This is a genomic window from Undibacterium sp. TC4M20W (genome assembly GCF_049340245.1).
Lineage (GTDB): Bacteria > Pseudomonadota > Gammaproteobacteria > Burkholderiales > Burkholderiaceae_D > Undibacterium.
In genome coordinates this window covers 1-24,024 of record NZ_JBMPPI010000033.1, presented here as the reverse complement: position 1 = coordinate 24,024, position 24,024 = coordinate 1, and the positions used below count along the sequence as shown (strand labels likewise).

The 24,024-nt window shown below is 49.4% G+C and carries 25 protein-coding genes; 15 read left to right on the top strand and 10 right to left on the bottom strand.

Translation table 11 applies throughout. The features are described from left to right. Window positions 1-236: 236 nt before the first annotated feature. The 5 genes from ACO0LL_RS26140 to ACO0LL_RS26120 are packed head-to-tail and all read right to left on the bottom strand — an operon-like array spanning window position 237 to window position 3,225. Window positions 237-992: an SMI1/KNR4 family protein gene (locus ACO0LL_RS26140; RefSeq protein WP_422953742.1), complete on the bottom strand. Its 756-nt coding sequence runs from the start codon at window positions 990-992 to the stop codon at window positions 237-239. A 7-nt stretch (window positions 993-999) separates the two neighbouring features. Further along, window positions 1,000-1,602, bottom strand: a complete 603-nt coding sequence (locus ACO0LL_RS26135; protein WP_422953741.1) for a DUF2946 family protein — start codon at window positions 1,600-1,602, stop codon at window positions 1,000-1,002. Beyond that, complete coding sequence (locus ACO0LL_RS26130) at window positions 1,602-2,558, bottom strand: YheT family hydrolase (RefSeq protein WP_422953740.1); 957 nt, start codon at window positions 2,556-2,558, stop codon at window positions 1,602-1,604. Before ACO0LL_RS26130 ends, ACO0LL_RS26135 begins: the two co-directional genes overlap by 1 nt. A 10-nt stretch (window positions 2,559-2,568) precedes the next feature. After that, window positions 2,569-3,000, bottom strand: a complete 432-nt coding sequence (locus ACO0LL_RS26125; RefSeq protein ID WP_162042498.1) for a YybH family protein — start codon at window positions 2,998-3,000, stop codon at window positions 2,569-2,571. 15 nt (window positions 3,001-3,015) lie between these two features. Then, on the bottom strand, window positions 3,016-3,225 hold the full coding sequence (locus tag ACO0LL_RS26120; RefSeq protein WP_162042497.1) for a zinc-finger domain-containing protein: 210 nt from the start codon (window positions 3,223-3,225) through the stop codon (window positions 3,016-3,018). Between the two features lie 450 nt (window positions 3,226-3,675). Here ACO0LL_RS26120 and ACO0LL_RS26115 point away from each other — a divergent pair, with 450 nt between their 5' ends. Further along, window positions 3,676-4,413 carry an AzlC family ABC transporter permease gene (locus tag ACO0LL_RS26115; RefSeq protein WP_422953739.1) on the top strand — a complete coding sequence of 246 codons (738 nt, stop codon included), beginning with the start codon at window positions 3,676-3,678 and terminating at the stop codon, window positions 4,411-4,413. Next, a complete protein-coding gene (locus ACO0LL_RS26110; protein ID WP_422953738.1) occupies window positions 4,410-4,733 on the top strand; it encodes an AzlD domain-containing protein in 324 nt (107 codons plus the stop codon). Before ACO0LL_RS26115 ends, ACO0LL_RS26110 begins: the two co-directional genes overlap by 4 nt. A gap of 88 nt (window positions 4,734-4,821) precedes the next feature. Here the strand turns inward: ACO0LL_RS26110 and ACO0LL_RS26105 are convergent, their stop codons facing one another. Further along, on the bottom strand, window positions 4,822-5,892 hold the full coding sequence (locus tag ACO0LL_RS26105) for a DNA cytosine methyltransferase (protein ID WP_422953737.1): 1,071 nt from the start codon (window positions 5,890-5,892) through the stop codon (window positions 4,822-4,824). Between the two features lie 17 nt (window positions 5,893-5,909). Further along, window positions 5,910-7,700: an ATP-dependent nuclease gene (locus tag ACO0LL_RS26100; RefSeq protein ID WP_422953736.1), complete on the bottom strand. Its 1,791-nt coding sequence runs from the start codon at window positions 7,698-7,700 to the stop codon at window positions 5,910-5,912. Window positions 7,701-8,094: 394 nt separating this feature from the next. Between ACO0LL_RS26100 and ACO0LL_RS26095 the strand changes: the two genes are divergently transcribed. The 10 genes from ACO0LL_RS26095 (at window position 8,095) to ACO0LL_RS26050 (ending at window position 18,036) form a co-directional block, all read left to right on the top strand. After that, window positions 8,095-9,288, top strand: a complete 1,194-nt coding sequence (locus ACO0LL_RS26095; RefSeq protein ID WP_422953735.1) for a phosphoglycerate kinase — start codon at window positions 8,095-8,097, stop codon at window positions 9,286-9,288. Between the two features lie 304 nt (window positions 9,289-9,592). Beyond that, window positions 9,593-11,032, top strand: a complete 1,440-nt coding sequence (gene pyk / locus ACO0LL_RS26090) for a pyruvate kinase (RefSeq protein ID WP_422953734.1) — start codon at window positions 9,593-9,595, stop codon at window positions 11,030-11,032. Between the two features lie 41 nt (window positions 11,033-11,073). Then, a complete protein-coding gene (gene fba / locus ACO0LL_RS26085) occupies window positions 11,074-12,138 on the top strand; it encodes a class II fructose-bisphosphate aldolase (protein ID WP_110256738.1) in 1,065 nt (354 codons plus the stop codon). A gap of 328 nt (window positions 12,139-12,466) precedes the next feature. Next, complete coding sequence (locus ACO0LL_RS26080) at window positions 12,467-13,363, top strand: phosphoribosylaminoimidazolesuccinocarboxamide synthase (RefSeq protein ID WP_422953733.1); 897 nt, start codon at window positions 12,467-12,469, stop codon at window positions 13,361-13,363. Beyond that, window positions 13,363-13,860: a 5-(carboxyamino)imidazole ribonucleotide mutase gene (gene purE / locus ACO0LL_RS26075; protein ID WP_422953732.1), complete on the top strand. Its 498-nt coding sequence runs from the start codon at window positions 13,363-13,365 to the stop codon at window positions 13,858-13,860. The genes ACO0LL_RS26080 and purE overlap by 1 nt, the downstream gene beginning before the upstream one ends. A gap of 316 nt (window positions 13,861-14,176) precedes the next feature. Continuing rightward, window positions 14,177-15,397 (top strand): 5-(carboxyamino)imidazole ribonucleotide synthase, encoded by a 1,221-nt coding sequence (locus ACO0LL_RS26070; RefSeq protein ID WP_422953731.1) that lies wholly within the window; start codon window positions 14,177-14,179, stop codon window positions 15,395-15,397. Further along, a complete protein-coding gene (locus ACO0LL_RS26065) occupies window positions 15,394-16,434 on the top strand; it encodes an L-threonylcarbamoyladenylate synthase (RefSeq protein ID WP_422953730.1) in 1,041 nt (346 codons plus the stop codon). Before ACO0LL_RS26070 ends, ACO0LL_RS26065 begins: the two co-directional genes overlap by 4 nt. Beyond that, window positions 16,427-16,945, top strand: coding sequence for a hypothetical protein (locus ACO0LL_RS26060; RefSeq protein ID WP_422953729.1), 519 nt, complete (start codon window positions 16,427-16,429; stop codon window positions 16,943-16,945). The genes ACO0LL_RS26065 and ACO0LL_RS26060 overlap by 8 nt, the downstream gene beginning before the upstream one ends. 91 nt (window positions 16,946-17,036) lie before the next feature. After that, window positions 17,037-17,462 (top strand): hypothetical protein, encoded by a 426-nt coding sequence (locus tag ACO0LL_RS26055; RefSeq protein WP_422953728.1) that lies wholly within the window; start codon window positions 17,037-17,039, stop codon window positions 17,460-17,462. Window positions 17,463-17,604: 142 nt separating this feature from the next. Next, window positions 17,605-18,036 (top strand): rod shape-determining protein, encoded by a 432-nt coding sequence (locus tag ACO0LL_RS26050; RefSeq protein WP_422953727.1) that lies wholly within the window; start codon window positions 17,605-17,607, stop codon window positions 18,034-18,036. A 227-nt stretch (window positions 18,037-18,263) separates the two neighbouring features. On the opposite strand, the gene ACO0LL_RS26045 is transcribed toward ACO0LL_RS26050, so the two are convergent. Beyond that, a complete protein-coding gene (locus ACO0LL_RS26045; RefSeq protein WP_422953726.1) occupies window positions 18,264-18,980 on the bottom strand; it encodes a hypothetical protein in 717 nt (238 codons plus the stop codon). A 266-nt stretch (window positions 18,981-19,246) separates the two neighbouring features. Between ACO0LL_RS26045 and ACO0LL_RS26040 the strand changes: the two genes are divergently transcribed. Continuing rightward, on the top strand, window positions 19,247-19,894 hold the full coding sequence (locus ACO0LL_RS26040) for a hypothetical protein (protein ID WP_422953725.1): 648 nt from the start codon (window positions 19,247-19,249) through the stop codon (window positions 19,892-19,894). Window positions 19,895-19,992: 98 nt separating this feature from the next. Here ACO0LL_RS26040 and ACO0LL_RS26035 read toward each other — a convergent pair whose 3' ends face one another. Next, entirely contained in the window at window positions 19,993-20,181 is a 189-nt protein-coding gene (locus ACO0LL_RS26035) for a hypothetical protein (RefSeq protein WP_422953724.1), read from the bottom strand. On the opposite strand from ACO0LL_RS26035, the gene ACO0LL_RS26030 reads away from it, so the two are divergent. Continuing rightward, entirely contained in the window at window positions 20,180-21,967 is a 1,788-nt protein-coding gene (locus ACO0LL_RS26030; protein ID WP_422953723.1) for an RICIN domain-containing protein, read from the top strand. The genes ACO0LL_RS26035 and ACO0LL_RS26030 overlap by 2 nt on opposite strands. Before the next feature lie 99 nt (window positions 21,968-22,066). Here the strand turns inward: ACO0LL_RS26030 and ACO0LL_RS26025 are convergent, their stop codons facing one another. Beyond that, window positions 22,067-22,705, bottom strand: coding sequence for a hypothetical protein (locus ACO0LL_RS26025; protein ID WP_422953722.1), 639 nt, complete (start codon window positions 22,703-22,705; stop codon window positions 22,067-22,069). Between the two features lie 364 nt (window positions 22,706-23,069). On the opposite strand from ACO0LL_RS26025, the gene ACO0LL_RS26020 reads away from it, so the two are divergent. Continuing rightward, window positions 23,070-23,912, top strand: coding sequence for a hypothetical protein (locus tag ACO0LL_RS26020; protein ID WP_422953721.1), 843 nt, complete (start codon window positions 23,070-23,072; stop codon window positions 23,910-23,912). Window positions 23,913-24,024 lie beyond the last annotated feature (112 nt).

Genomic DNA, 24,024 nt, shown 5'->3' with positions numbered 1-24,024 from the left:
AGAAGAAAAAAGTGCCATATCTTATCAGCGCACCTCAATAAAATACAGTTAAGTTTTTGTGACAAACTCTGGAGATGGGGCAATTTTCGATAGTTGCCAAAGCATAGATCGGGGATGCTTAATCTAAGACGTGACAATTGAATGCCCTAGACCTGGGTTAATCAATGACATGTCAATTGCCGGTAGTTCCCAGTAAGATGTATTGTGCTAGATCGTAAGTGTCGCTGTACTCTAATTCAGCCGGTACGGCAATGTCTGTAGTTAGCAAGCTGCTCTTCAAGCCAGGGCCGTTGGGTGGCATTGTGGAATTTTTTGCGATGCTTTGTGCCAAATAGTGCTTCAGGTTTTTCTATATTGAGCACACTCATGACCAGCGATTCTGCATCGTATTCATGATATTTTTCGACCATCTGTGTGCGGATATACTCGAAAGAGTAATTACTATTAGCGAGGATCGCGATTGTATTGAAAATCTCTAATTGCCTATCAACCCAGTCCGTAAAAAACTCTAGCATATTAAATGCACTTTCCGAGATACCATGTTCGGTCGAAAAAAAAGCAATTTTCCCCAATTTTTCGCCATTCGTAATGAGGCAAACTTCATGACCGCAGCCTTCAAATAAGATGGGCATGAGGCCGCTTAGGTCTTGTCGATTCAAACTCAGACTCTCATCGAGTGGGTTTTCATCATCTCTTTTTCTAAGCGCCATGAGTGCCTCCACGCCAGGATAAGGCTTTGCCGCCTCATACTCGTAAAGAGCTTCGACTTTTTGTAGCCCGTAATGTGGCCCTGCGCCGCCATTACCAACTGTTATATAAAATTGCCTGAGCTGCTCTGGTAGATTGAGATTCAGTTTCTTTTCTATACGCCCAAGTAATGCGGGCGTCACCAGATCGCCAAACTGATATCGATGTTCGTCTGCGGCAAATGCTTGACACTGTTTGTCCATGTGACGCAAGGTGATGAGTTTTTCCTTGAAATCTTGCCACATACTTTTTCTAGCTTGTCGTTTGTCGAGGTTTTGCCACAAAACCAAATTCCCGCATCAATTGCCCCTCTTCACAGCGCTGCACTTCCACACATAAACCAGGCATGCCGGGCGGGCGCAATTGCAATTCACCGGGTGTGCTGGCATCTTCCAGCCACTGCAATAGTGCTTCATCACTGACTGGCTGTTCGCCGAGCGTCAGCCAGGGCAGGCATAGCGCCAGGTCGCGGTCATCAAGCTGGGCAAGGATATTGCCACTGCTGAGTTGCAGCCTGCCTTGCGGGTCAAGAAAGGCGAGTTCGGGTGTGAAAGCCTGTTGCAGGGTAAAGCCGCCATCTACCGTAGTATTGGCGATATAAGGTGTGGCTTCCAGATCGACATACACGCGCTGCGGGCCGTTCTGAAAATACCAGCAACCCTCTTCATTGCACAGATAATTGCGGGTGATGAAAGCCAGCAGGGCGGCATTGCGTATGGGGTCACCCTGCAGGTTCAAGGTCTGGCTGCGCTCGTCGCGCATGCGCCAGTTACCGCGCGCATCGAGTGCCAGCCAGCCGTAGCAATGCGGTACATTCGGCCACTTGGCCATGGCTGCCTTGACGATTTCATCCATCAGCTATTCGCCTCAAAAAATTGCAGTATCTTTTGCGGTAACCAGTTCAAATGGCCTGGTACCTTGCCTGCCGCAAACCCTACATGGCCGCCATGATCAGGGTAATCCAGCGTCACGCATCTGGCCGCCTGGGTGGGTAAATGCTGCTCGGGCAGGAAAGGGTCATTTCTGGCGTTGAGCACCAAAGTCGGTACCGTGATGTCATTCAGTATAAGCTTGGCGCTGGCTCTGTGCCAGTAATCATCAGTATCGAGATAACCATGCAGCGGGGCTGTGACGACATTGTCGAACTCGTACAGGTCGCGTGCATTGAGCATGGCATCACGGTTGAACAGGCCAGGGAACTGGTTGAGCTTTTGCAGGCACTTGGGTTTCAGTGTCTTCAAAAACATGCGGGTATAGATCATGTTGAAGCCGCTCGACAGCGAAGCACCACCCTGCGCCAGATCAAGCGGGGCAGAGACGGCGCAGGCTGCATTGACGATCTCTGCATGGTGCTGCGATTCACCGAGCCAGCGCAACAGCGCATTGCCACCGAGTGAAACACCCGCCGCATAAAACTTGCCACCATCATGACGGTGATGGAATTGCTGATACAGGCGTTCTATGATCCAGTCTATCTCTTGCGCATCACCAGAATGATAAAAGCGTGGTGCCTGATTCAGCTCGCCCGAGCATCCCCGAAAATGCGGTACCGCTCCCGACCAGCCTTTGTCGGCAAGGGCAGCCATCATGGCACGCGCATAATGGCTGTCGCTGGAACCTTCAAGACCATGGAAAAGTACAACCATGGGTTTGCCGGGTTCGCCATCAAGGAAATCGATATCGACAAAATCATTGTCCGGCGTGGTCCAGCGTTCGCGCCGCAGCGGTGTCACAGGCTTGTTGATAAACAAGGCCGGGTAGATGGTTTGTAAATGGCCACCGGGTAACCAGCGAGGGGAGAGGTATTTCATGCAAACTTCATCAATGCAGGGTGCTGGCTTTGAACATGTCCAGCGGCGGTTTGCCAGACGCGACCGAGGCGTGGTGCATGGTGATGCGCCAGCCACGCGGTGTCTTGACATACACATTGGTGGCCAGGATATGGACATCCTGGCTGCCGTCGCTGGGGCGCTGGAATTCTTCGACAATGCTATGGACCGCTGTCAGCATATTATGGGTCGCATGCAACTGCAAAGGACGTATCTGCACACTGCCGCGCTCGAAGATCGCTTCCCAGGAACTGCGTATGGCTGCATGGCCTATCAGTCTGGCTGCACCGGGGTGGATGCAGACGATCTCTTCATCCTCGGCCCACAGGGCCATCATGCCATCGAGATCGGCACGGCTCAGTGCATCATAAAAAGCCGCCTCAACTTCGTCGGCACTGCCATTCAGCTGTTTTTTAGCGGCCATGATAGGGGTGGTGGATTAGTGGGCTTTAAGCACAACGCCTGCTGCCAGCTTGTATTGCGTGCCGCAGTAAGAGCAAGTGGCTGTGCCGCCATGCGACAAATCAAGATAGACGCGCGGGTGCGAAGACCACAGCGGCATGGCCGGGTTAGGGCAGTGCGCAGGCAAATCCGTGGCTTGCAGTTCGACGATGTTATTGGTGGTGGCTGTGCTGGCTGTGGTGGACATGGGGACTCCGTAAATAAAAATGGTGCTGGAAGCAGGCGCGCACAGGCTGGCGACGCTGGTTTGCTCCCGAATTAAACATTGCCAACGGGATTTTAACGGATTATGGGGTGGCTGGGGGTATTCGTGCGGGTGGGTGGTGGTGCTGTGTACTCTGTGATTTTGCATGACCCAAAAAAATCGTAGGTTGGGCCGGGCCCTGCCAATATGTAGGTTGGGCTACGCCTCATCAGCCCAACACTCGGCGCTTAAATACCGTATACGTTTGCAGAAGCCCAGTGTTGGGCTGACACCCCGCAGCCCAACCTACGAAATTGCATTGCATGAAATTTAAAATTGTTTGCGCTTGCCAGGATCTGAGAATTTATCAATCTGCTCACAAAATAACCACCACAGGCAAGCTTTTTGTTTCCAAGTTACAATGATGCACTTTCCCGCTCTATCTACACTCTCATGTCATTTGAATCAGACAAGGCCGCGATCAAGGAAGGTTTGAGAGTAGGAGCACCCACCTGGTTTGGTATAGGTGCCTGGGGAATGGTGGTTGGCGTTGCCATGATCAAGGCTGGCCTGACGCTGCCACAAGCCATGGGCATGACCCTGCTGGTCTTTGCCGGCTCAGCCCAACTCGCTTCACTCCCTCTGATTGCCGCACACGCACCAGCATGGGTGATTTTTGCTACGGCACTGGTCGTGAACCTGCGGTTTTTGATTTTTTCTGCCATTCTCGCTCCCCATTTTGCGCACCTGCCCTGGCGTACACGCGCCTGGCTGGGTTTTATGACAGGCGACATTTCTGTCAGCCTGTTCATACAGCGTTATCCTGAATTTATTGAGGAAAAAGGCAAGCTGGCCTATCTCAAATCCTTGGTCTTCCCGAATTGGGGCGCCTGGCAAACTGGCTCTCTCATTGGCATCTTGCTGGGCAGCCAGGTGCCGTCAAGTTGGGGTCTGGGCTTTGCCGGTACCCTGGCCATCCTGTGCATCATGCTACCCCTGATCATCAACCGCGCTGCCTTTGCCGGTGTCGTTGTGGCTGGCATCGTGGCCCTGCTTGCAGTGAATCTGCCCTACAAACTAGGTCTCTTGCTGGCCGTCTTGCTCGGCATGGGTACGTCCATGATGCTGGAAGAATATCTGGACGGTAAAAAAGTAGCCGCCGCTGGCAAGAACAATGGGGAGCAAGAATGAGCGATTGGGAAATCTGGCTAGTCATAGGCCTGCTGACTCTCGCCACCTTCATCGCCCGCAGCGGCTTCTGGCTGGTGGGGCATCACATCAACCTGCCCAAGCGCGTGCAGGAAGCTTTGCGCTACGCCCCCGCCTGCGCACTGGCCGCGATCATTGTGCCAGACCTGTTGCTGACCAATGGTCAGATCGAAGTCGGTTTGCAAAACCCGCGCCTGCTGGCGGGTTTGCTGGCAACAGCTTTCTTTTTGGTGCGCAAGAATATGTTGCAGACGATATTTTTTGGGATGGCGGTGTTTACTTATATTCGGTTGGGGTTGTGAGGGGGAAGTAGTAATTGCGTAGTTTTTACCATATATCTTCGCCTGTGTTGCCAATATCAACTTCCTATTTAGGAATCGTGATAATTGCTTAAGAGACCTGTTTTTGCATTTCCTTTAAGTGTTTTATGACCTGGCGTCCGACAGCTTTAGCCATCAGAGGAGGAACTGCATTTCCTATTTGTCGGGCTTTAGATTGCAACTGCCCATAGAACTTATATTTGCGAGGGAATGTTTGCAAGCATGCTGCTTCGCGCACAGATATTGCGCGGTCTTGATTCGGATGCCCAAAACGACCGTTTGAGTAACTGATGCATTTAGTAGTCAAGCCCGAAGCCGGTTTGTCCCAAGAAAGGCGACCATATACATCGGAGTGTCCAATATGACTCTTATGACAGTCTAGCCATAGAGATTTAGGCCAATCATTTCGGCCACCACCTTCTGGTGTATTTCTGATTCTGTGCAAATTTAAGTCAGATAATTTAGCTGCAACATGGTCTGGATCTTTCTTGCTCCTTTCGCCAGCATTTAATTCAGGTAAGCCGTTAATCCAATCTCTTACTGTTGAAAATGGTTTGCCAAGAGGTCCATGGGTAGCAACTGGTAAATCTATTTTTCCAATTCTACTAGCCAATAAAACGAATCGTTCTCTTTTTTGTGGGACGCCAAAGTGAGATGCAGGGATAACTCTGGATTCATATGAATACCCAAGTTTTTTTAAAAGCTTTAAGAAAGAGGGAAGTGGCCCAACGTTATCGACTGCAATTTTTTGCATACCCGGTACGTTTTCAATAAAGACGTACTCGGGAAGCCACGCTTTTACAAAGCGTGCGAACTCCGATAGAAGATTTCTCCTTGAGTCTGAAGAGTCAGTTGTTTGGTTTTGACGTGAAAAAGGCTGGCAAGGTGCACAGCCACAAAACAATAAAGGAACTTCTCTATTCCCAACGGAATTGGCTAGAGCATTCGTATGAATATCTCTGATATCACCAAGAATAAATTCAGCTTCGGGGAAATTTTTTTGAAATGTCTTTGCTGAATCAGAGTCCAGATCCAGTCCAAGCGCAATCTCCATGCCAGCAGACTCGAATCCGCAACTTGTACCGCCACATCCCGAAAAGAAATCGAAGACTTTAATTGACATATCTAATCCAAAAGTCATTTACACACATTTTTATGCTAAATATTAGCGAATTTGTTTAATATTTGCTGTAAGCAAAGTATTCCAGCATTGTCGCTGGGTATTGACGCAACCTTTCGCTGCTGTGTGGCTAAAATTTGCGAAGCATCGATAGTTTCAAAGTCTTCTAGCCCTAATTCTGATCTCGCAAGTAATTTAAATTTTTCTTTCGGGTTTGCAATTGTTATCGCAGCCTCTATTTTATCCTGTGTCATTGAAGTCCAAACAAATTCCTCTGGATCAATGCCCGGTAAGTAATTAACGTGAGTATTTACCCACGTGATGAATTTTTTTTGAGCATCTACACGTTGTTCATTGTTGCCACCACCTGCACCGCCATCAACAGGGAAGCTTAAATCAACATTGGTAAAGTTTTTTATGATAGCAGCTAAGTTTTTCTCTTGACTCGGGGTAATTTCATCCACGGCTGGAAGTGTATTGTTTGTACGCTTATCTCCATCCAATAATATGAATATATCTTGGCGGTCTGCTAATGCAAATGGGGATGCATAAAATTTCCATAATGTTTCTGCTCCACCTGGGTAGTACTTAACTTCGAACATTGCGGAAAATGCTTGACCCAATAATCGTAATGCTTTTTCTACGATTGCTTTACCCAACTTGTCCTCAACTAAAATTGTGCGCCTCCCTTGCCCTAAGTCGCCTAAGTGAAAGAAGGCCTCTTCAGGTAACGAGGCTTGCTTGGGGATCGTGACTTTTTCAAGCAAATTATCGACAATCATGACCTTTATGGCATCCTCAGGTAATTGGCGAACAAATGCTGGTGAGTGTGTGGAAAGCACAATTTGATGTTTGTTGTGTTTTACAGCATCCATTAAATAGTCCATCAATCGTTCTTGAGCACCAGGATGAAGGCTCACTTCTGGTTCGTCTAGTAAGATTAATGATTTCTCTTCTGCTAATGAAACAGCATTGACTAATGCGATCACAGAGAACTCACCACTTCCCGCAAAAGCCTCAGTGTATTGACGCGACTTGGTTTTCAATTGCGCCGTGTATCCATCGCCGTCAAAGAAGCTATGACGTACCAACTTTATTTCGGAATATTCTCGCCCCAATATTTTAGAAACTGCCTTAACTTCTGGAACGGCTAACGTTCTATTTTCCCTATTTACGATTCGTTCATTGTAATATTCGTAACTCTTTGCTCCTGAGTTAATTGCACTTTTTAGATGTGGCGATCTCGACCTTATTAAAGCTTTTTTCGCTTTAGTTTCACTCCCTTTGTTTCTTATTTGTCCGTAATAAAAAAATTTATCAAATGCACTTAATGCTGCGCGAAAGTCGATGTAAACCACGTTTTTTGAGATTGTATTCCAGCGTGTTTTGGACCCACCTTCTGGAGCTGGGGCATCTTTCTTAAAGGGGGTCATTCCATATTTCGCTATTGGCCTAGATGGTTCCCAATAGTCAGGATCATTTTCTTTTTTTATTCTGCTTTTAAGTACTTCAGTAATTTGACCTGCTTTTTCATTGAAATAGCCGTAAATAAAACAATTTGGAGAGCCATGCCCTTCTTCGATGGGATCTATTGCAGTCGAAAACCATAAGTTCCCTACATTATTGCTTCCTGGAACACCGTAAAGTGCCTTGAGAACTGAACTCTTATTCGTTCCGTTCGGACCTACTAATGCAGTTATTGGGTAAGTAAAGTCGATTCGTGTGTCAGGTAGCAAATTTTTGTACTGTGGGAATCGGATGTAGTCGATATACGGAATTAATTGGTTTTGGTTTTTTAGTGTCCGTAAAATATTCTTTGTTGAAGTCATAAGATAAGTTAAATTTTGGCTATTCGAACATAATTGTATTTATTATATTTGTAACTTATTCTTCAGTTTCGTGCAAATCTAAATAAAAGTGCCTCAATCTGTTAAATTTTCCATTGCTTTAAATGCACTAAATCTTGTTGACTCCCACTTTGATCAGCTCATATTTTGTGAAGCGACAGCGTTGCCATTGTATTTTAGATGTTTTTTTAACAATCATTCTCGCATTAAACTTGCAAAACCCACGCAAAACCGTATGGTCTGCAAGCGGGCTTTGGTAAAATAGCGGGCTGAGAACTTATGCAGTAAATATGCATTAAATTTACTGGCGGAATTCATTTGCCCGGCTCTCGCAGGCAAATGCGCCACCCTTCAACCTTGCCAACTCCATATCACGATGCAATTCAACCGACTCAGTGACCTGATCGCAGCAAACCAGCTCCAGGGCAAACGTGTTTTCATCCGCGCCGATTTGAACGTTCCCCAGGACGATGACGGCAATATTACCGAAGATACCCGTATCCGCGCATCTGTCCCGGCGATACAGCAGGCTTTGCAGGCGGGTGCAGCCGTGATGGTGACTTCGCATCTGGGTCGCCCAACTGAGGGTGAATTCAAGGCAGAAGATACATTGGCACCGGTTGCCAAGCGTCTGTCTGAATTGCTGGGTGTGAACGTCGAACTGAAGCAAAACTGGGTGGATGGTGTAGATGTCGTGCAAGGCCAGGTAGTCTTGCTGGAAAACTGCCGTGTCAACAAGGGTGAAAAGAAAAACGACGATGCGCTGGCGCAAAAGATGGCTGCCCTGTGCGACGTATATGTGAATGATGCCTTTGGCACTGCCCACCGTGCAGAAGCAACTACCCACGGCATCGCCAAATTTGCCCCTGTCGCCTGCGCTGGCCCGCTGTTGTCTGCCGAGCTTGATGCCCTGGGCAAGGCGCTGGGTCAACCTGCGCGCCCACTGGTGGCTATCGTGGCTGGCTCCAAGGTATCCAGCAAACTGACTATTTTGAAGTCCTTGGCAGACAAGGTTGATAACCTCATCGTCGGTGGCGGCATTGCCAACACCTTCATGCTGGCATCTGGCCTCAAGATAGGTAAATCCCTTGCAGAAGCTGATCTGGTGGATGAAGCCAAGGCCATTATCGACATGATGGCCAAGCGCGGTGCATCCGTGCCTATCCCGACTGATGTGGTGTGCGCCAAAGAATTTTCGCCAACCGCAGTAGCAACCGTCAAGGCAGTGGCAGATGTGCAGGACGATGACATGATCCTCGACATCGGCCCGGCAACCGCAGCATTGCTGGCAGAGCAAATCAAAAAATCTGGCACGATAGTCTGGAACGGCCCGGTCGGCGTATTTGAATTTGACCAGTTCGGCAACGGCACCAAGGTGCTGGCGCAGGCGATTGCAGATTCAGCAGGCTTCTCGATTGCTGGCGGTGGCGACACCCTGGCAGCGATTGCCAAATATAACATCGCTGACAAGGTAGGCTATATCTCCACAGGCGGCGGCGCTTTCCTGGAATTTTTGGAAGGCAAAACCCTGCCAGCAGTAGAAATTTTGTTGCAACGCGCGGTAAAGTAAATTCAAGGTCAAGATCAAATTCAAGACCATTAACCACAGAGGTACAGAGGAAGGAAAGACTGCTTGCAAGCAGTCTTCGTTACGCGGGCGAGTGGCATGCCACTCGAATTCCCCGCTACACCACAGAGAAAGGCAAGAGAAAACCTTGAAATGACTGAATCTGTAATGATTAGATTCTCTTTTGCCTTTCTCTGTGCTCCTCTGTGTCTCCGTGTCTCTGTGGTGAGATTTTCGGTCTTAACAAGCTTTTCAGGTTTTCATCCAACTCAACGCTAAAAATAATATCTAATTTTCAGGAGACCAGATGTCACGTGCCACCAAGATTGTTGCCACCATAGGCCCCGCTTCAAATGACATGGCTACGCTCAAGCGCATGATCCATGCCGGGGTGAATGTGGTGAGGTTGAATTTCTCGCATGGCAAGGCGCAGGATCATATAGACCGGGCCACGATGGTGCGTCAGGCAGCAGCAGAGTGTGGCCGCGAAATCGCCATCATGGCTGATTTGCAGGGGCCTAAAATCCGTATCGGCAAGTTTGAAAATTCCCGCATCCATCTTGAAAACGGCGACAAGTTCATCCTCGATGCAGACTGCACCATGGGCACGCAAGAGCGCGTTGGCCTTGATTACAAAGCCCTGCCACGCGATGTCAGAAATGGCGATCTGCTATTGCTCAATGATGGCCTCATCGTGCTGGTGGTAGAAAAAGTCGTTGGCAATGAAATCCATACCATTACAAAAATTGGTGGCGAGCTGTCCAACAACAAGGGCATCAACCGCCAGGGCGGTGGCCTGACAGCGCCAGCACTGACTGGCAAGGACATGGAAGACATCAAGACTGCGATGTCTTTCCAGGCTGATTATGTGGCCGTGTCTTTCCCAAAAAATGCGACTGACATGGAAATGGCAAGGCAACTCTCGAACATCGCGGGTGAGCCTTATAACCACAAACCCATGATGATCGCCAAGATAGAACGTGCAGAAGCGATACCGCTGCTGCAAGAAATTCTGGATGCATCAGACGGCATCATGGTCGCCCGTGGTGACCTGGCTGTAGAAGTCGGCAATGCGGCTGTGCCAGCCCTGCAAAAACGCATGATCAAAATGGCGCGTGCTTCCAACAAGCTGGCTATTACTGCCACGCAGATGATGGAATCCATGATCGTCAATGCCGTGCCTACTCGTGCTGAAGTATCAGACGTGGCCAATGCTGTTTTGGACGGCACTGATGCCGTCATGACCTCAGCAGAAACTGCCTCTGGCAAATACCCTGTAGAAACCGTAGAAGCGATGTCGCTGATTTGCCTGGAAGCTGAAAAATTCCAGGAGAACAAGCTTGACGCCGATTTCCTCAACCTGACCTTTACCCGCATCGACCAGTCCATCGCCTATGGTGCGCTGTTCACAGCGCACCACCTGGGTGTAAAAGCCATCGTGGCCCTGACCGAATCGGGTTCTACTGCCTTGTGGATGAGCCGCCACAGCGTCGACGTGCCCTTGTTTGCACTGACACCAAGCGTGGCCACCCAGCGCAAGGCAGCGCTGTACCGCAATGTCCAGACCTTCAAACTACCTTACTCTGATGACAGGGAAGCGGTGTTGAAGTCTGCCGAAACCGTCTTGCTGGAAAACGATGTTGTCGTCAAAGGCGACATGATCGTCGTTACCTGGGGTGAACCCATGGGGCAGGTCGGCGGCACCAATGCAATGAAAATTGTCAGAGTAGGTGAGAACCAAGCGTAGCAGGGACAAAGATTTTTTTATAAAGCAATCTGGAGTTAATTATGCCACTCGTATCCATGCGTCAATTGCTGGACCACGCCGCCGAAAACGGTTACGGTCTGCCAGCTTTCAACGTCAACAACCTGGAGCAAGTCACTGCCATCATGCAGGCCGCCGATGAAGTTGGCGCACCTGTCATCATGCAAGCCTCTGCCGGTGCCCGTAAATATGCTGGCGAAGCATTCTTGCGTCACTTGATCGAAGCCGCGGTAGAAGCCTACCCGCACATCCCCGTCGTCATGCACCAGGACCATGGCCAGTCGCCAGCAGTGTGCATGGCTGCGATCAAATCCGGTTTCACCTCGGTGATGATGGATGGTTCGCTGGAAGAAGACGGCAAGAGCGTCGCCAGCTATGAATACAATGTCGAAGTATCGCGTGAAGTGGTCAAGTTTGCCCACTCCATCGGCGTCACGGTAGAAGCAGAACTGGGCGTGCTCGGTTCTCTCGAAACCATGATGGGCGACAAGGAAGACGGCCACGGTGCAGACGGCAAAATGACGCGTGAACAATTGCTGACAGACGTGCAGCAAGCTGCTGACTTCGTCAAGCAAACACAGTGCGACGCCCTGGCAATTGCCATCGGTACTTCCCACGGTGCCTACAAATTCTCTCGCAAGCCAACTGGCGACATCCTGGCAATCGACCGCATCAAAGAGATTCATCAGCGCATTCCAAATACGCATCTGGTCATGCACGGTTCCTCTTCCGTACCGCAAGAACTGCTGGATGAAATCCGTCAGTTTGGCGGCGACATGAAAGAAACCTATGGTGTGCCGGTTGAAGAAATCGTCATCGGTATTCAGAACGGTGTGCGCAAGATCAACATCGACACCGACATCCGCCTGGCAATGACAGGTGCGATCCGTCGCTACATGTTTGAAAACCCATCCAAGTTTGATCCACGTGATTACCTGAAACCAGCACGCGAAGCAGCCAAGCTGGTGTGCAAGGCACGTTATCTGTCCTTCGGTTGCGAAGGCCAGGCAGGCAAGATCAAGCCTATGGCATTGGAAAAAGTAGCAGAGCAGTACAAGAAAGGCGCATTGGCGCAGATCGTAAATTAAGACGTAAGTTTGTTTCCTCATTCCGGTGCGAGCCGGAGTGGGGGGATGAAATGCAGGGTTTAGACAAAATTGACGGTTGGAAAAATGTAGGTTGGGCTAATCTCGTAGGTTGGGCTAATCTCGTAGGTTGGGCTAATCTCGTAGGTTGGGCTAATCTCGTAGGTTGGGCTACGGTTTACCAGCCCAACACTGGGCCTTAAAAAATGTATGCGTTATTTAAACGCCGAGTGTTGGGCTGATGAAGCGTAGCCCAACCTACGAGAAGCTATATTCGCCTCACCAACAATTTTGTGTAAACCCTATCCAGATCGAAATAAAGAAATCCCTCATGACTACGCAAATCAATTCCACTCTTCATTCCCTGCCTTTGCTGGGCCGTGGCAAGGTACGTGACAATTACGCTGTTGGCGACGACAAGCTGCTCATCGTCACCAGTGACCGCCTGTCCGCATTCGATGTCATCATGAATGAACCCATCCCTGACAAAGGCCGCGTGCTGAACCAGATGGCGAATTTCTGGTTTGAAAAGCTGGGTCATATCGTGCCTAACCACCTGACAGGTGTCGCACCAGAATTCGTCGTGTCCGCAGATGAAGTGGCGCAAGTCAAAGGCCGTGCGGTCGTTGCCAAACGCCTCAAACCCATCATGGTAGAAGCCGTGGTACGTGGCTACATCATCGGCTCAGGCTGGAAAAATTATCAAGAGACTGGCGCAATCTGCGGCATACAATTGCCAGCAGGTTTGCCACAGGCAGCCAAGTTGCCAGCACCTATTTTCACACCGGCTGCCAAGGCAGAAATGGGCGAGCATGATGAAAACATCAGCTATGCAGAAACTGAACAACGTATAGGCGCGGAGCTGGCCGCCAAGATCCGCGACATCAGCATACAGCTCTACACTGAAGCCGCAGAATACGCCGCCACCCGCGGCATCATCATCGCCGACACCAAGTTTGAATTTGGCCTTGATGACAATGGCGTGCTGCACTTGATGGATGAAGTACTGACTGCCGATTCTTCGCGCTTCTGGCCTGCTGACTCATATGCCACCGGCATTTCACCACCGTCTTTTGACAAGCAGTTCGTGCGTGATTATCTGGAAACCATCACCAGCTGGAAAAAGACCGCACCAGCACCAGCCCTGCCGGATGAAGTCGTGCAAAAAACTGCCGCCAAATACCGCGAAGCACTGGAACGCCTGACTGGCGAAAGCCTGAAGGACTGATGATGACTACCAATAAAATCGTCGTCGGCGTCGTCATGGGTTCATCGTCAGACTGGGACGTCATGCAAAACGCCGTCGCCATCCTCAAGGAATTTGGCATAGGCTTTGAAGCCAAGGTCGTCTCGGCCCACCGCATGCCGGACGAAATGTTCACCTATGCAGAAACCGCCCGCGAACGCGGCCTGCGCGCCATCATCGCCGGTGCTGGCGGTGCAGCGCACCTGCCAGGCATGATCGCAGCAAAAACCATCGTGCCAGTACTGGGTGTGCCCGTGCCATCCAAATACCTGCGCGGCGAAGATTCATTGCTGTCCATCGTGCAAATGCCCAAAGGCATACCAGTAGCTACATTCGCCATAGGCGAGGCAGGCGCAGCAAACGCCGCCCTGGCCGCGATTGCGATTTTGGCGACGACAGATGATGCATTGGCGGCGAGATTGATCGAGTTCCGCGAAAAGCAAACGCAAGTTGCACGCGATATGGTGTTGCCGGTTTGAGTGTGTTTGTAGGTTGGGATGGTCTTGTAGGTTGAGTTAACTCCGTGAGTTGGGCTGATCTCGTAGGTCGGATTGCATCGTAGGTTGGGCTACGTTTTATCAGCCCAACACTCGGCGTTTGAATCACGGATACGTTTGTTGAAGCCCAGTGTTGGGCTGATAAAGCGTAGCCCAACCTACGGCACGGCCCAATCTAGGTACACGGCCCATTAACGAAACTTGATATCGCAACCCGGATTTCTATCTACCTAAATATCCGTACCTCATTTGATTTGTACTATTGTGTACAAACAATCCCTAGTTTGAAATCACTACCATGACCACTCATCCACAGCCCGCACAGCCCCGCCAGCCATTGTTACCCAATACCCCCGCCAGTTGCCTCGGCATCATGGGTGGCGGCCAACTGGGCCGCATGTTTATCCAGGCAGCGCAAGCCATGGGTTATCAGGTAGCCGTGCTGGAACCTGAAGCAGGCTGCCCCGCCGCGCAAGTGACAGGGCAGCATATCCAGGCAGGCTATGAAAACCACCCTGGCCTGATGGCATTGACCAAAGCCAGCAAAGCTATCACCACAGAATTTGAAAACGTCCCGGCAGAAAGCCTGAATCTGCTGGCACAAACCAGCTTTGTTTCACCTGCCGCTGCCTGCGTCTCCATCGCGCAAGACCGCATCGCAGAAAAAAACTTCTTCACCCGCTGCGGTACAACGACCGGTGTTTATCCGGCACCGCACCTGGCCATCAATAGCCAGGACGACGTTGCCAAAGTCAGCGATGATCTCTTGCCCGGCATCTTGAAAACCGTGCGCATGGGTTATGACGGCAAAGGCCAGGCCCGCGTGCGTGACCGTGTTGAACTCGCTTCTGCCTTTGCTGGCATGAACGGCCAGGTTTGCGTGCTTGAAAAAATGCTGCCGCTGGCTTATGAAGTGTCCGTCCTCGTCGCCCGTGGTGTCGATGGTGAAGCGGTGGTATATCCAATCGCAGAAAATGTCCACCGCGATGGCATCCTGTTCACCACCATCGCCCCCAGCACCCATGTGTCGGCAGATGTCGCCAGCAAGGCACAAGCTGCGGCCCTGCATATCATTGCAGAGATGGGCTATGTAGGCGTGTTGTGCATAGAATTTTTTGTGCTCAAGGATGGTAGCCTGGTCGTCAATGAAATGGCACCACGCCCGCACAATAGCGGCCATTACACGATAGATGCCTGCATCACCAGCCAGTTCCAGCAACAGGTCAGGGCGCTCGCGCAATTGCCGCTGGGTGACGTGCGCCAGCATTCACCAGCCGCCATGCTCAATATCCTCGGTGATGTCTGGTATGAAAGCGACACTGACAACATGCGCGAACCTGCATGGGATCAGGTGCTGGCTATCCCAGGTGCGCACCTGCATCTGTACGGCAAGGCAGAAGCACGCCGCGCCCGCAAGATGGGCCATATCACCTTCGTCTCACCGACGATGGCAGAAGCGCAGGCTAACCTTGGCAAAGCCTGCGCCATTCTCGGCATAGCAGCACCGGAGTGGGCATGAAGTCACAAGCCATTACGCCTGAGGCAATCTCACAGGCAGCGCTAGCACTGGAACGCGGCCAACTAGTCGCCTTCCCAACCGAGACCGTGTATGGCCTGGGTGCTGATGCAGAAAACCCCGCCGCCGTTGCCAACATCTACACCGCCAAGGGCAGGCCATCGAATCATCCGGTGATTGTCCACGTTGCCCCCGGTGCTGACATCAGCTACTGGGCCAAGGACATCCCGGCAGAAGCGCACCAGCTCATCGCCGCCTTCTGGCCCGGCCCGCTGACCCTGATCTTGAAACGTGCTGACCATATTCCCGATGCCGTCTCAGGCGGGCAAGACACGGTAGGCATACGCTGCCCATCACACCCAGTAGCACAAGAACTCTTGCTCGCCTTCAAGGCAGGCAAGGGCGGTGTGGCTGCACCATCGGCCAATAAATTCGGCCACGTCAGCCCCACCATGGCCGCGCATGTAGAAGAAGAATTCGAGCAAGAGATACAACCCGGCGGCCTCATCGCCAGCATACTCGACGGCGGCCAGAGCGATGTCGGCATAGAATCCACCATAGTTGACCTCAGCCGCCTCGCCACCCATGGTCCGGTTTTGCTGCGCCCCGGACACATCACCGTCGCCCAAATGGCCGCCGTGCTGGGCACCACGCCAGCAGCCCCGGACGCCGCCGCCCCACGCGCATCCGGCACCCTGGACGCCCACTATGCACCGCATACGCCCGTGATTCTGGTAGAGGCCGCAGAACTCGACGACACCGTCAACCGCTTGCACGCCAAAAACAAAAAGCTCGCCCTCATGAGCTACCAGGCCCACCTCGCCATCCACGCCGAAGCATGGCGTCATCTGCCAGCCGACCCGGTAGGCTATGCGCACGACCTGTACGCAGGCTTGCGTGAACTCGATCATGCCAACGCTGATTTGATTCTGGTAGAAGCCCTGCCACAAGACAAAGACTGGCAAGGCGTGAACGACCGTTTGCGCCGGGCGGCGTTTGACTCGCGGGATGTGTTGAAAGCCTTGCTTGACAATGCATGACCAAACAAAAGCCAGCCAGCTAGCCCAGGAAGGCTTGGCCCTGTGGGGAAAATCCGAGCTGGCACTGGCTGCGCAAAAAACAGAAGAAGCAATTGCACTTGCTGACCCAAATCATTGGGAAGTACCCGTTTATCACAGCAGGCTGGCAGGTATCTATGCACAGGCTGGCCAGAACGACAAAGCCAGACTGCACTACGAGACGGCGCTACTCCTTCACTTGCAGGATGGCGAAACAGAAGGCGGCATCACCATCATCACTAGCAGATATTTCCTGTCTATGCATTTGCTGGAAATGGGTCTCGCAAACGAAGCATTGGATGTGCTGCAACCTTCTTTGCAAGCCGCTTCTACTCATTGGCTGAACTGCATTGCCCATGCCCATATCTTGCACGCATTGGGTAGATTTACAGAGGCTAAAGAAGCAGCTCAATTGGCGATCAAATATGCACCTTCGTTGTTAAAGGCCGAGCAACTGACGGATAATCTGAAAACGGTTCTTTCTGAGGTCTGAACTTCAAAGAAAATAATCAGCATCCAGGTAGACACACAGTTAACTTGGGGTTAATAGCGTTTGTCAGTCCGCAAAATAAAATAGGAATCGTATGTTTATCGATCTGGAACATAGATGGAGATGCACTACCAGCGAGGCTATGCATGCACTTGCCAAGCAACTTGGTTTAGCGCCGCCACCCCTGGCTTACGATTGGCATTATGCTGTAGCTGATCCTACCAGAATTGAAGGTTTTGTCGCTGCGTATGAAAATTTGTCATTAAGTGACGACGAAAAATTCACTTTGATGGAAGTGATACTCAACTCTGTCATCGATGCTGCAGATGAAACTATTCTGGAAAGTCATCTATGGGAAAATATATTACTTTTGATAGAAAATAACATAGCACTGCACATCTATTCGGTTTGGTACTACTCAAGCGTGAAGCAAGAAAATATTGAAGATGCCTGGTGCATCGCCCAGTGGATGCGCAAGATCCTGATGCGGCATCAAGAGAATTTTGCACAGCCCATGTAGGCACGATCAGTTCCGCGTAATCGCACATACATCAATAAAAAATTTCACTGGGTTTTTTTTCGCTCACCCCACAAATAAATCATCTATGTTCGACTCCTTCAAGCAATTTATCTATGTCCGGATTTCTCCTGATCTCCTAAGCGTGAAGAATATCAAATCGGGAGAGTGCATTTCAGAAGTACCTGAACTGGCGATCAGTGCGCCACCTGATCAAAAGATACTGGGTGTTGGCGCTGCGGCGCGGTCTTCGATAGTGGGAAAAGCCGGTGCCGTTGTGCTTAATCCCTTTGCTCATCCTCGCTCACTTGTATCTGATTTTACCGTGGCACAGCAACTCATCAAGGCTTTTGTTCAGCGCGTCAAGTCCAGTTCTGCCATGGCGATGAATCCCATCATTATCTTCCACCCACTCGGTAACCCCGACGGTGGTTTTACCCAGGTAGAAGGCCGCGCATTTCGTGAGTTGGCGTTCGGGGCCGGTGCATACAAAGTCATACTCTGGTACGGCGACGAACTGACTGATCAGGAAATATTGTCCGGCCAGTATCCCGCCCATGGGCGTGTTATTGAGTAATCTTGTTGGTACAGCAGAGCCTTGCGCTTGCCAAGCCCGTTGAGTCGGGGTGTCATGGCTAAACGAGTTTTAATAAAGTCCGTCTAGATACGATTAGACTAGAGCGTAATAACAAGAATAGAAATTAACTCCAGGCACTTAAACAGTATTTTTCTGAAATTTGGAAATAGCTAAGCAGTTGGATTTATCTTGCTTCTTGTGTCATTGATCTTTTCCCATAAACGCGATCACGTTTCACTAGTCGCACTTACGCTTGCTGAGAGTTCTTTGATTTTTTCGCTATAAGGCTCTGACCAACTGTCAATAAGGGTACGGCTATTTATCCATTGCTGCATATGGGGAAGAGCTTCAATTGCTTTCCCTTGTTGATATAAAATATCCGCAATGAATTTTTGATTAAGGCGGCTATAAAAAATACCTGGCTTCCTTGCTTCTTTTTGGGGAGCGGGGAAAAGAAAATTCATAATACGTAAAATGATAGATCCTTGTGGTTGCTCTTGAGGTGCCCCAAAGTTTAATTCGCCTTTTAATACAGCGATGAATATTTGAGGCTCAGAGAATTTGTCCAACCAGGGCAATATACGCTTGAAAAAATCTGATTCAAAATCACTGTGGTTTTCAATTGAATAATCCATAGATGTGTGCCAGCCCCGTTGTTCAAAGCCGGTTTTTAAGACTTCGACACTTAAAGCTTCCTCGAATACTCGCTCTTCATTTTCATGCATACGCAAAAAATCAGGTTGGAGTACGGCGATAGAGAGCACGATATAAAGATACTGCTTATTCAGTGAAGACTGCGTTACTGATATTCTTTGCTGGATAAAATCGCATGTTGGCGACTGCCTAGTAAATGAAATGTATCGCAGAGATTTGCGAACGAGATTTTCATCTATGTCAAAACCAAGATTTGAAAAATTAATCTTTACCCATTCGAAGGTATTCATCGTTAGCTTAAATGAGAGTCTGACGTGATCAATGGAGTTTATTTATGCGGTGATTATAAGTGTTTCCTTGCAAGCGGTCTTATAATCAGGAATTGCGTTTCTCCTCAGTTAACCTCAAATGCTGAAAATACCATCATATGAGCTCAACAAAATTAGGCTTTAAAGAAAACCAGGCCAAATTGATTTTGTATAGCTACTCCAGCCTGCAGCACCAACTCCATGCCGACGCATGTATGCAAGGCTTATACACCAGACGATACATAAAGATGGAAAAAGAATTCAGGGTACATATTCAGCAAAGTATAGACACCAGGCTCATTGTAGATGGTCTATTTAAGCTGGATAAAAAAATCAAGCTTGGTGCACAGCGTCCGGGCTCTTGCGTCTGGCGCTGGAGGGTGGCGGACAATTTCTCTTGTTTTGTGGTTCTCGAATTCTATGCATCCGGCAAGGACTGCAATCTCGGTATAGGCTGGTCAAAAAGAAGTGATGGCGTATTGGATTTTTTAGAGGCTCATCGAACTGCTGTTGGGAAGCTGGATGCTAACGATGGCAATCTTGATGCTCTGTCAGATTTGCAGGAAGTGTATTTTTATAGATGGGCATTTGGCAGCCCGGTTGGATTTTTTGGCCCGGCAGAAGAAATGGCTTCGATAGAAAGGGCAAAGGATGTATATGCCGACCCTGATACCCTGAAGAGAGCAAATGCATCTGCTGCCTATACAGAAACCGATTGGGAAAAGAATACGATGATCAGGTACTGGGGCATTATGAAATGCTTCATGGATACTCCGTTGACTCAAGAAGATGCCGAATATGCGACTGGGGATATGTGCAGGGAAATGCTTTCTTTTCTTGAAAACTTTGGCCTGCCATATCTGATGAAAACTGCGCAGGCATGCTGCCCTGTTTAGAATTGATGGTATAGACAATTTTTATCCAGCCATTGCTGCCTTATGGCACAGCTTGCAAATTGGCATGTCGTGTAGCTGTTATGTACACAGAAAAAGGCTTAGCCGGCAAGCCAGGGAAAAAATAAACGCGGCAACACTGCCGGAATGATTAAAAAGAAAACATAATTGTGCATTTGATTATAAAATGTATGGTCTTGAACTGTCTTTTTATCCCGTCTTTTGATTCCCCCGGTCTGATGTTTGTCGCCAAGGTGGCGCATGCCGGTTCTTTTCCTGGAGTTTTGCATGGCCTTCAATTTTGAGAACGACAGACCTTATTTCATCATCCCCAAACATAGCAAGCAGCCACTGGGCGTGCAAAGGCAGGAAAAACAAAAAGGGCTGAAGATAGAGTCGCAAAACGCGATCCAGGGCAGCACTGCTCAGCAAGTGCGTTTCGCCCGCCATGGCAAGGGGCACTTTTATGTGATCATGAGTCATTCCGGTTTGTACTGGGATATCAAGAACGCTTCGCAAGATGCCGGCGCAGAGCTGTTGCAATGGGATTGGAGTGATTCACAAGGTAATTCGCCCAACCAGCGTTTCAGGCTGATGTCGAACGGTGAGGGCTATTACTATATCAAGGCTGCTCATAGTGGTCTGACGCTAGAAGTAAAAGATGCGGGGAAAGATGGTGCGCAAGTACAGCAAAATCAACTGAACTCCAATATCGCCAACCGCGATTATCAGTTGTTCAGCATTATGCCGGCCAGTACTGGTTATCTGGTGAGAGAGCCAATGGCATTCAAGGTTCATACCGATTTTATACGTGAGGCAACGCTGTCACTTATAGACAAGATGCCCGAGGTTGGTGGTGCAGTGCAGGCCATTGTCGGCTTCTTCTGGCCTGACAATCACGATCAGAATTTTTGGGATCAGATCACCGCCTATGTTGAACAGCGTATGAAGGATTTGCTGAAACAGGCTGAAATCAAAACATTGACCCAGACCCTGGAAGGCATCAAAAAAAATCTCAAGGAATATCTGAGCACCACTAACCTGATCAATAAACGCATCAAACTGCTCGCTGCCATTACAGCGGCTACGCAGGTAGAAAATCACTATCTCGATAATGATGGCGGCCTTGCCGTGCTGCCACTCATGGCATCCTGGGGTACCATGGTACTGACTATGCGCATGGAAGTGGTTAGTCACTATAACCAGGTGAACCTGCTCCTGGCCAACCCGGACCAGGCTGCGCTGAAGGCAGATGGTGATGAACTGCAATTTTTAAACGAAGCCATAGCACGCTTTGGCCTGGCCGCCAGTACCAGCCGCAAAAAGGCGATGGAATGGCGATTGTCATTTATCGTCAGTGATGTAAAAGTCACTTCCAGCAGGCAGGGGCGGCTGGATGAATACTGGGTCGAAGATCGTTATGAAGGCTGGCGTGTTTCACATACTTCCGCACCTTCATCACGCGTTCACGATCCCCAAGCCAAGGCCAAGGTAGATAAAGCCAAGGAAATGCATGTGGCCAGGGTAAAGGCGAAATTCGATGTCGAACTTGACGTTATCCTGGCACAGGTGTACCTGTGGCCTTATTTCAACAGAGAGAAAAAACCTGGGCCGGGCAAAAAGAAAATCGCAGTAACGACTGCTTATGGGTATATGCCTTCTAACAACAGTTTTGCCTCAAAGCTTGATGATCTGGGCGAAGTCGTATTGTGGACGCATGCCAATAATCAGCCACATGCCTTTCTTTGTGGCCTGCAATTATTACCTGTTAAAGGCGATAGTTTTTCCGTCGGCAAGACAGAAGGGGACAAACAGACACTGAAACTGGCAACAGGTGAATATATCTGTAATGTCCGCCTTCTTGAATGGGATAACATCATTTTGGGACTGATACTCGAAACCAATCTGGGACGATCTATCCAGGCAGGCAAGATTGGCGATCACATCAATGGCCGTTATTTTGACGCGGGCCTTGACGATATGGTTGCTGCCAAACTCGTCAATATTTCTGGCACCCATAGTACGGATAAATTCAATTCATTGAATTTTCATTGGGAATATGAGCGGGCTGAATAAGTCTATCGCTGCCTAAGACATCTGTGGTGATGGAGATGAATGTGGTCATCAATGCGTTGATGACACTGCAAGGCATACATCGCGGTTGTGCTTTGCTGCCTAAGCCTCGGCAGCAAAGCATTGTTCCATGGCCCTCAATGCATGCACATTCGATGGAATGAAAGCATGGCTTGCCGGTACAGGTATCGCCTGCGCCTGTGACGATGGGATGGCCTCTTCAGCAGCAACCATGCCATCGTGTGGCAAGCTAAAGCCAAAGAAAAAACAGAAAGCACCCAGCCAGGGCCATGTGCCATAGACGTGCGCGCAGGGAATGCTGAGCATCGGGACTTTGCTCATCCTTTCTTCATCAGCGGCAAACTGGCCGCATTCGCCAGTCAGTATCCGATAGATTTTCCAGTGACGTAATCTGCGGGCGAGCCGCATGGCGCGCAATGGCGATGCCAGCAACACTGCGCGCCTGGGGCGCAAGTGCGGTTCCAGTTGCTCGTTCAGGCTCCTGAGAAGCACACCACCAAAAGAATAGCCTACAGCATGGTAGTCACCTTGACTGCCGACCGCAGTTAGTAATTCGCTGAGCTTCTTTTGGATTTCATCAAAAGATTGGCTTGATACACGGTAGTCAAAACAAACAACTGAATAACCATGTTGTTCAAAGTAACGGACAAACTTGCCGCGCATATAGCGCTTGCCGCCGACTCCATCGATAAAAATAAGCTGACGGGTATTCTTGCTCATGCAAACTTTCCATTAAAACCTGGATACGCGATGAAGACCGGCTACACAATTCTCCGCAGCTACTCGTGGTATTGATGCAGAATAAAAAATTCCGTGATTTTTTATGGTAGCGGTCGCTAAAGTGATTTTTCATTCAGAAAAATCTTGTAGTATTGTAGCCTGAACCAGAGTTTGACAGAGCTACAGGTACATACGCATTTTCATGATCTGTACTTTTCCTGATTCATACGTATTTGCAATTTAATAGCTTACCGGTCCAGTGCTTTGTACGGAGTATTTTCTGCTTTTAAATGTCGTCAGTTGTGCTTATTAACTGTCTCTACCAACTGTTTTTATTAACTGTTTTCATCAACCCTTTAAGACCATGAAAATTTCCTCAACACTGTTAATCGCGGCTACCGTAACTTTGTCAAATCTTGCTGGCGCGAGCACGGCAACACCTGCAAAACCAGCCGCGCCAAATGCCAAACAAGCGCAAGCTGGTAAATTCTCTATCGAGCTGCTGGCGAAGGATAAACTCCCAGTCAATTTCAAAGGTGCGAATTTAATTGAGACTATCAATGCGCTTGAGAAAATGTCGCTCATCAAGAAAGGGGAGTTTGAAACCACGGCAGATTTCGACAACCGTAAAGCCAAGGCATATGCAGCTAAATTGCCTGGTGGGCAGGGCATAGATGATTATTTTGCTTTTACTTTCCCGGTCTCTGTTGCTGATTCTCTTCCAGTCGGTTTCAGGTACAAATACGATGCAGATGCTGGGGATGCGCTGTTTTTCATGCTGCCGACCAATGCGTCTCTCAATGGTATAGGCTCACCTAACCATGACATTAAAGGTGCAAGAGTCGATAGGCTGGATGCGCTTGATTTTGATCTTAATATTGACAAGACCAGGACATATCGTGCAAGTAACGCCTATGGCGCAACGGTCAACGTTGAAGAGACCTCTACGACAGTATTTGGCATGGCGTCACCCACTATCCCATTTCTCGACTTTAAGCGTGAGGTCGGTTACTACCGGGACTTGATCCCCGCTGCCCGCGTAAGCATGCCAAGTGCTCTTGCAGCAAAAGAACTGCCTGCGATAAAGGCCCTGGTTGTCGCCAAGATCACCCAGCCTTATCTGATCTATGACTTTTATCACTCAGAGCCAACCAGGGATAATCCAAAAGAGAGCTATCGCCAGAAGAAATATTTAAGGAATCTCTGATTAAGTCCCCGAGCAATGATTCAGAAACGGTAATATAAGCTTATTTTCCATTGAATCATAAATACCATGAGACAGACAACATTTGCCGAAGGTGGCTTTGAACGCTATGCCA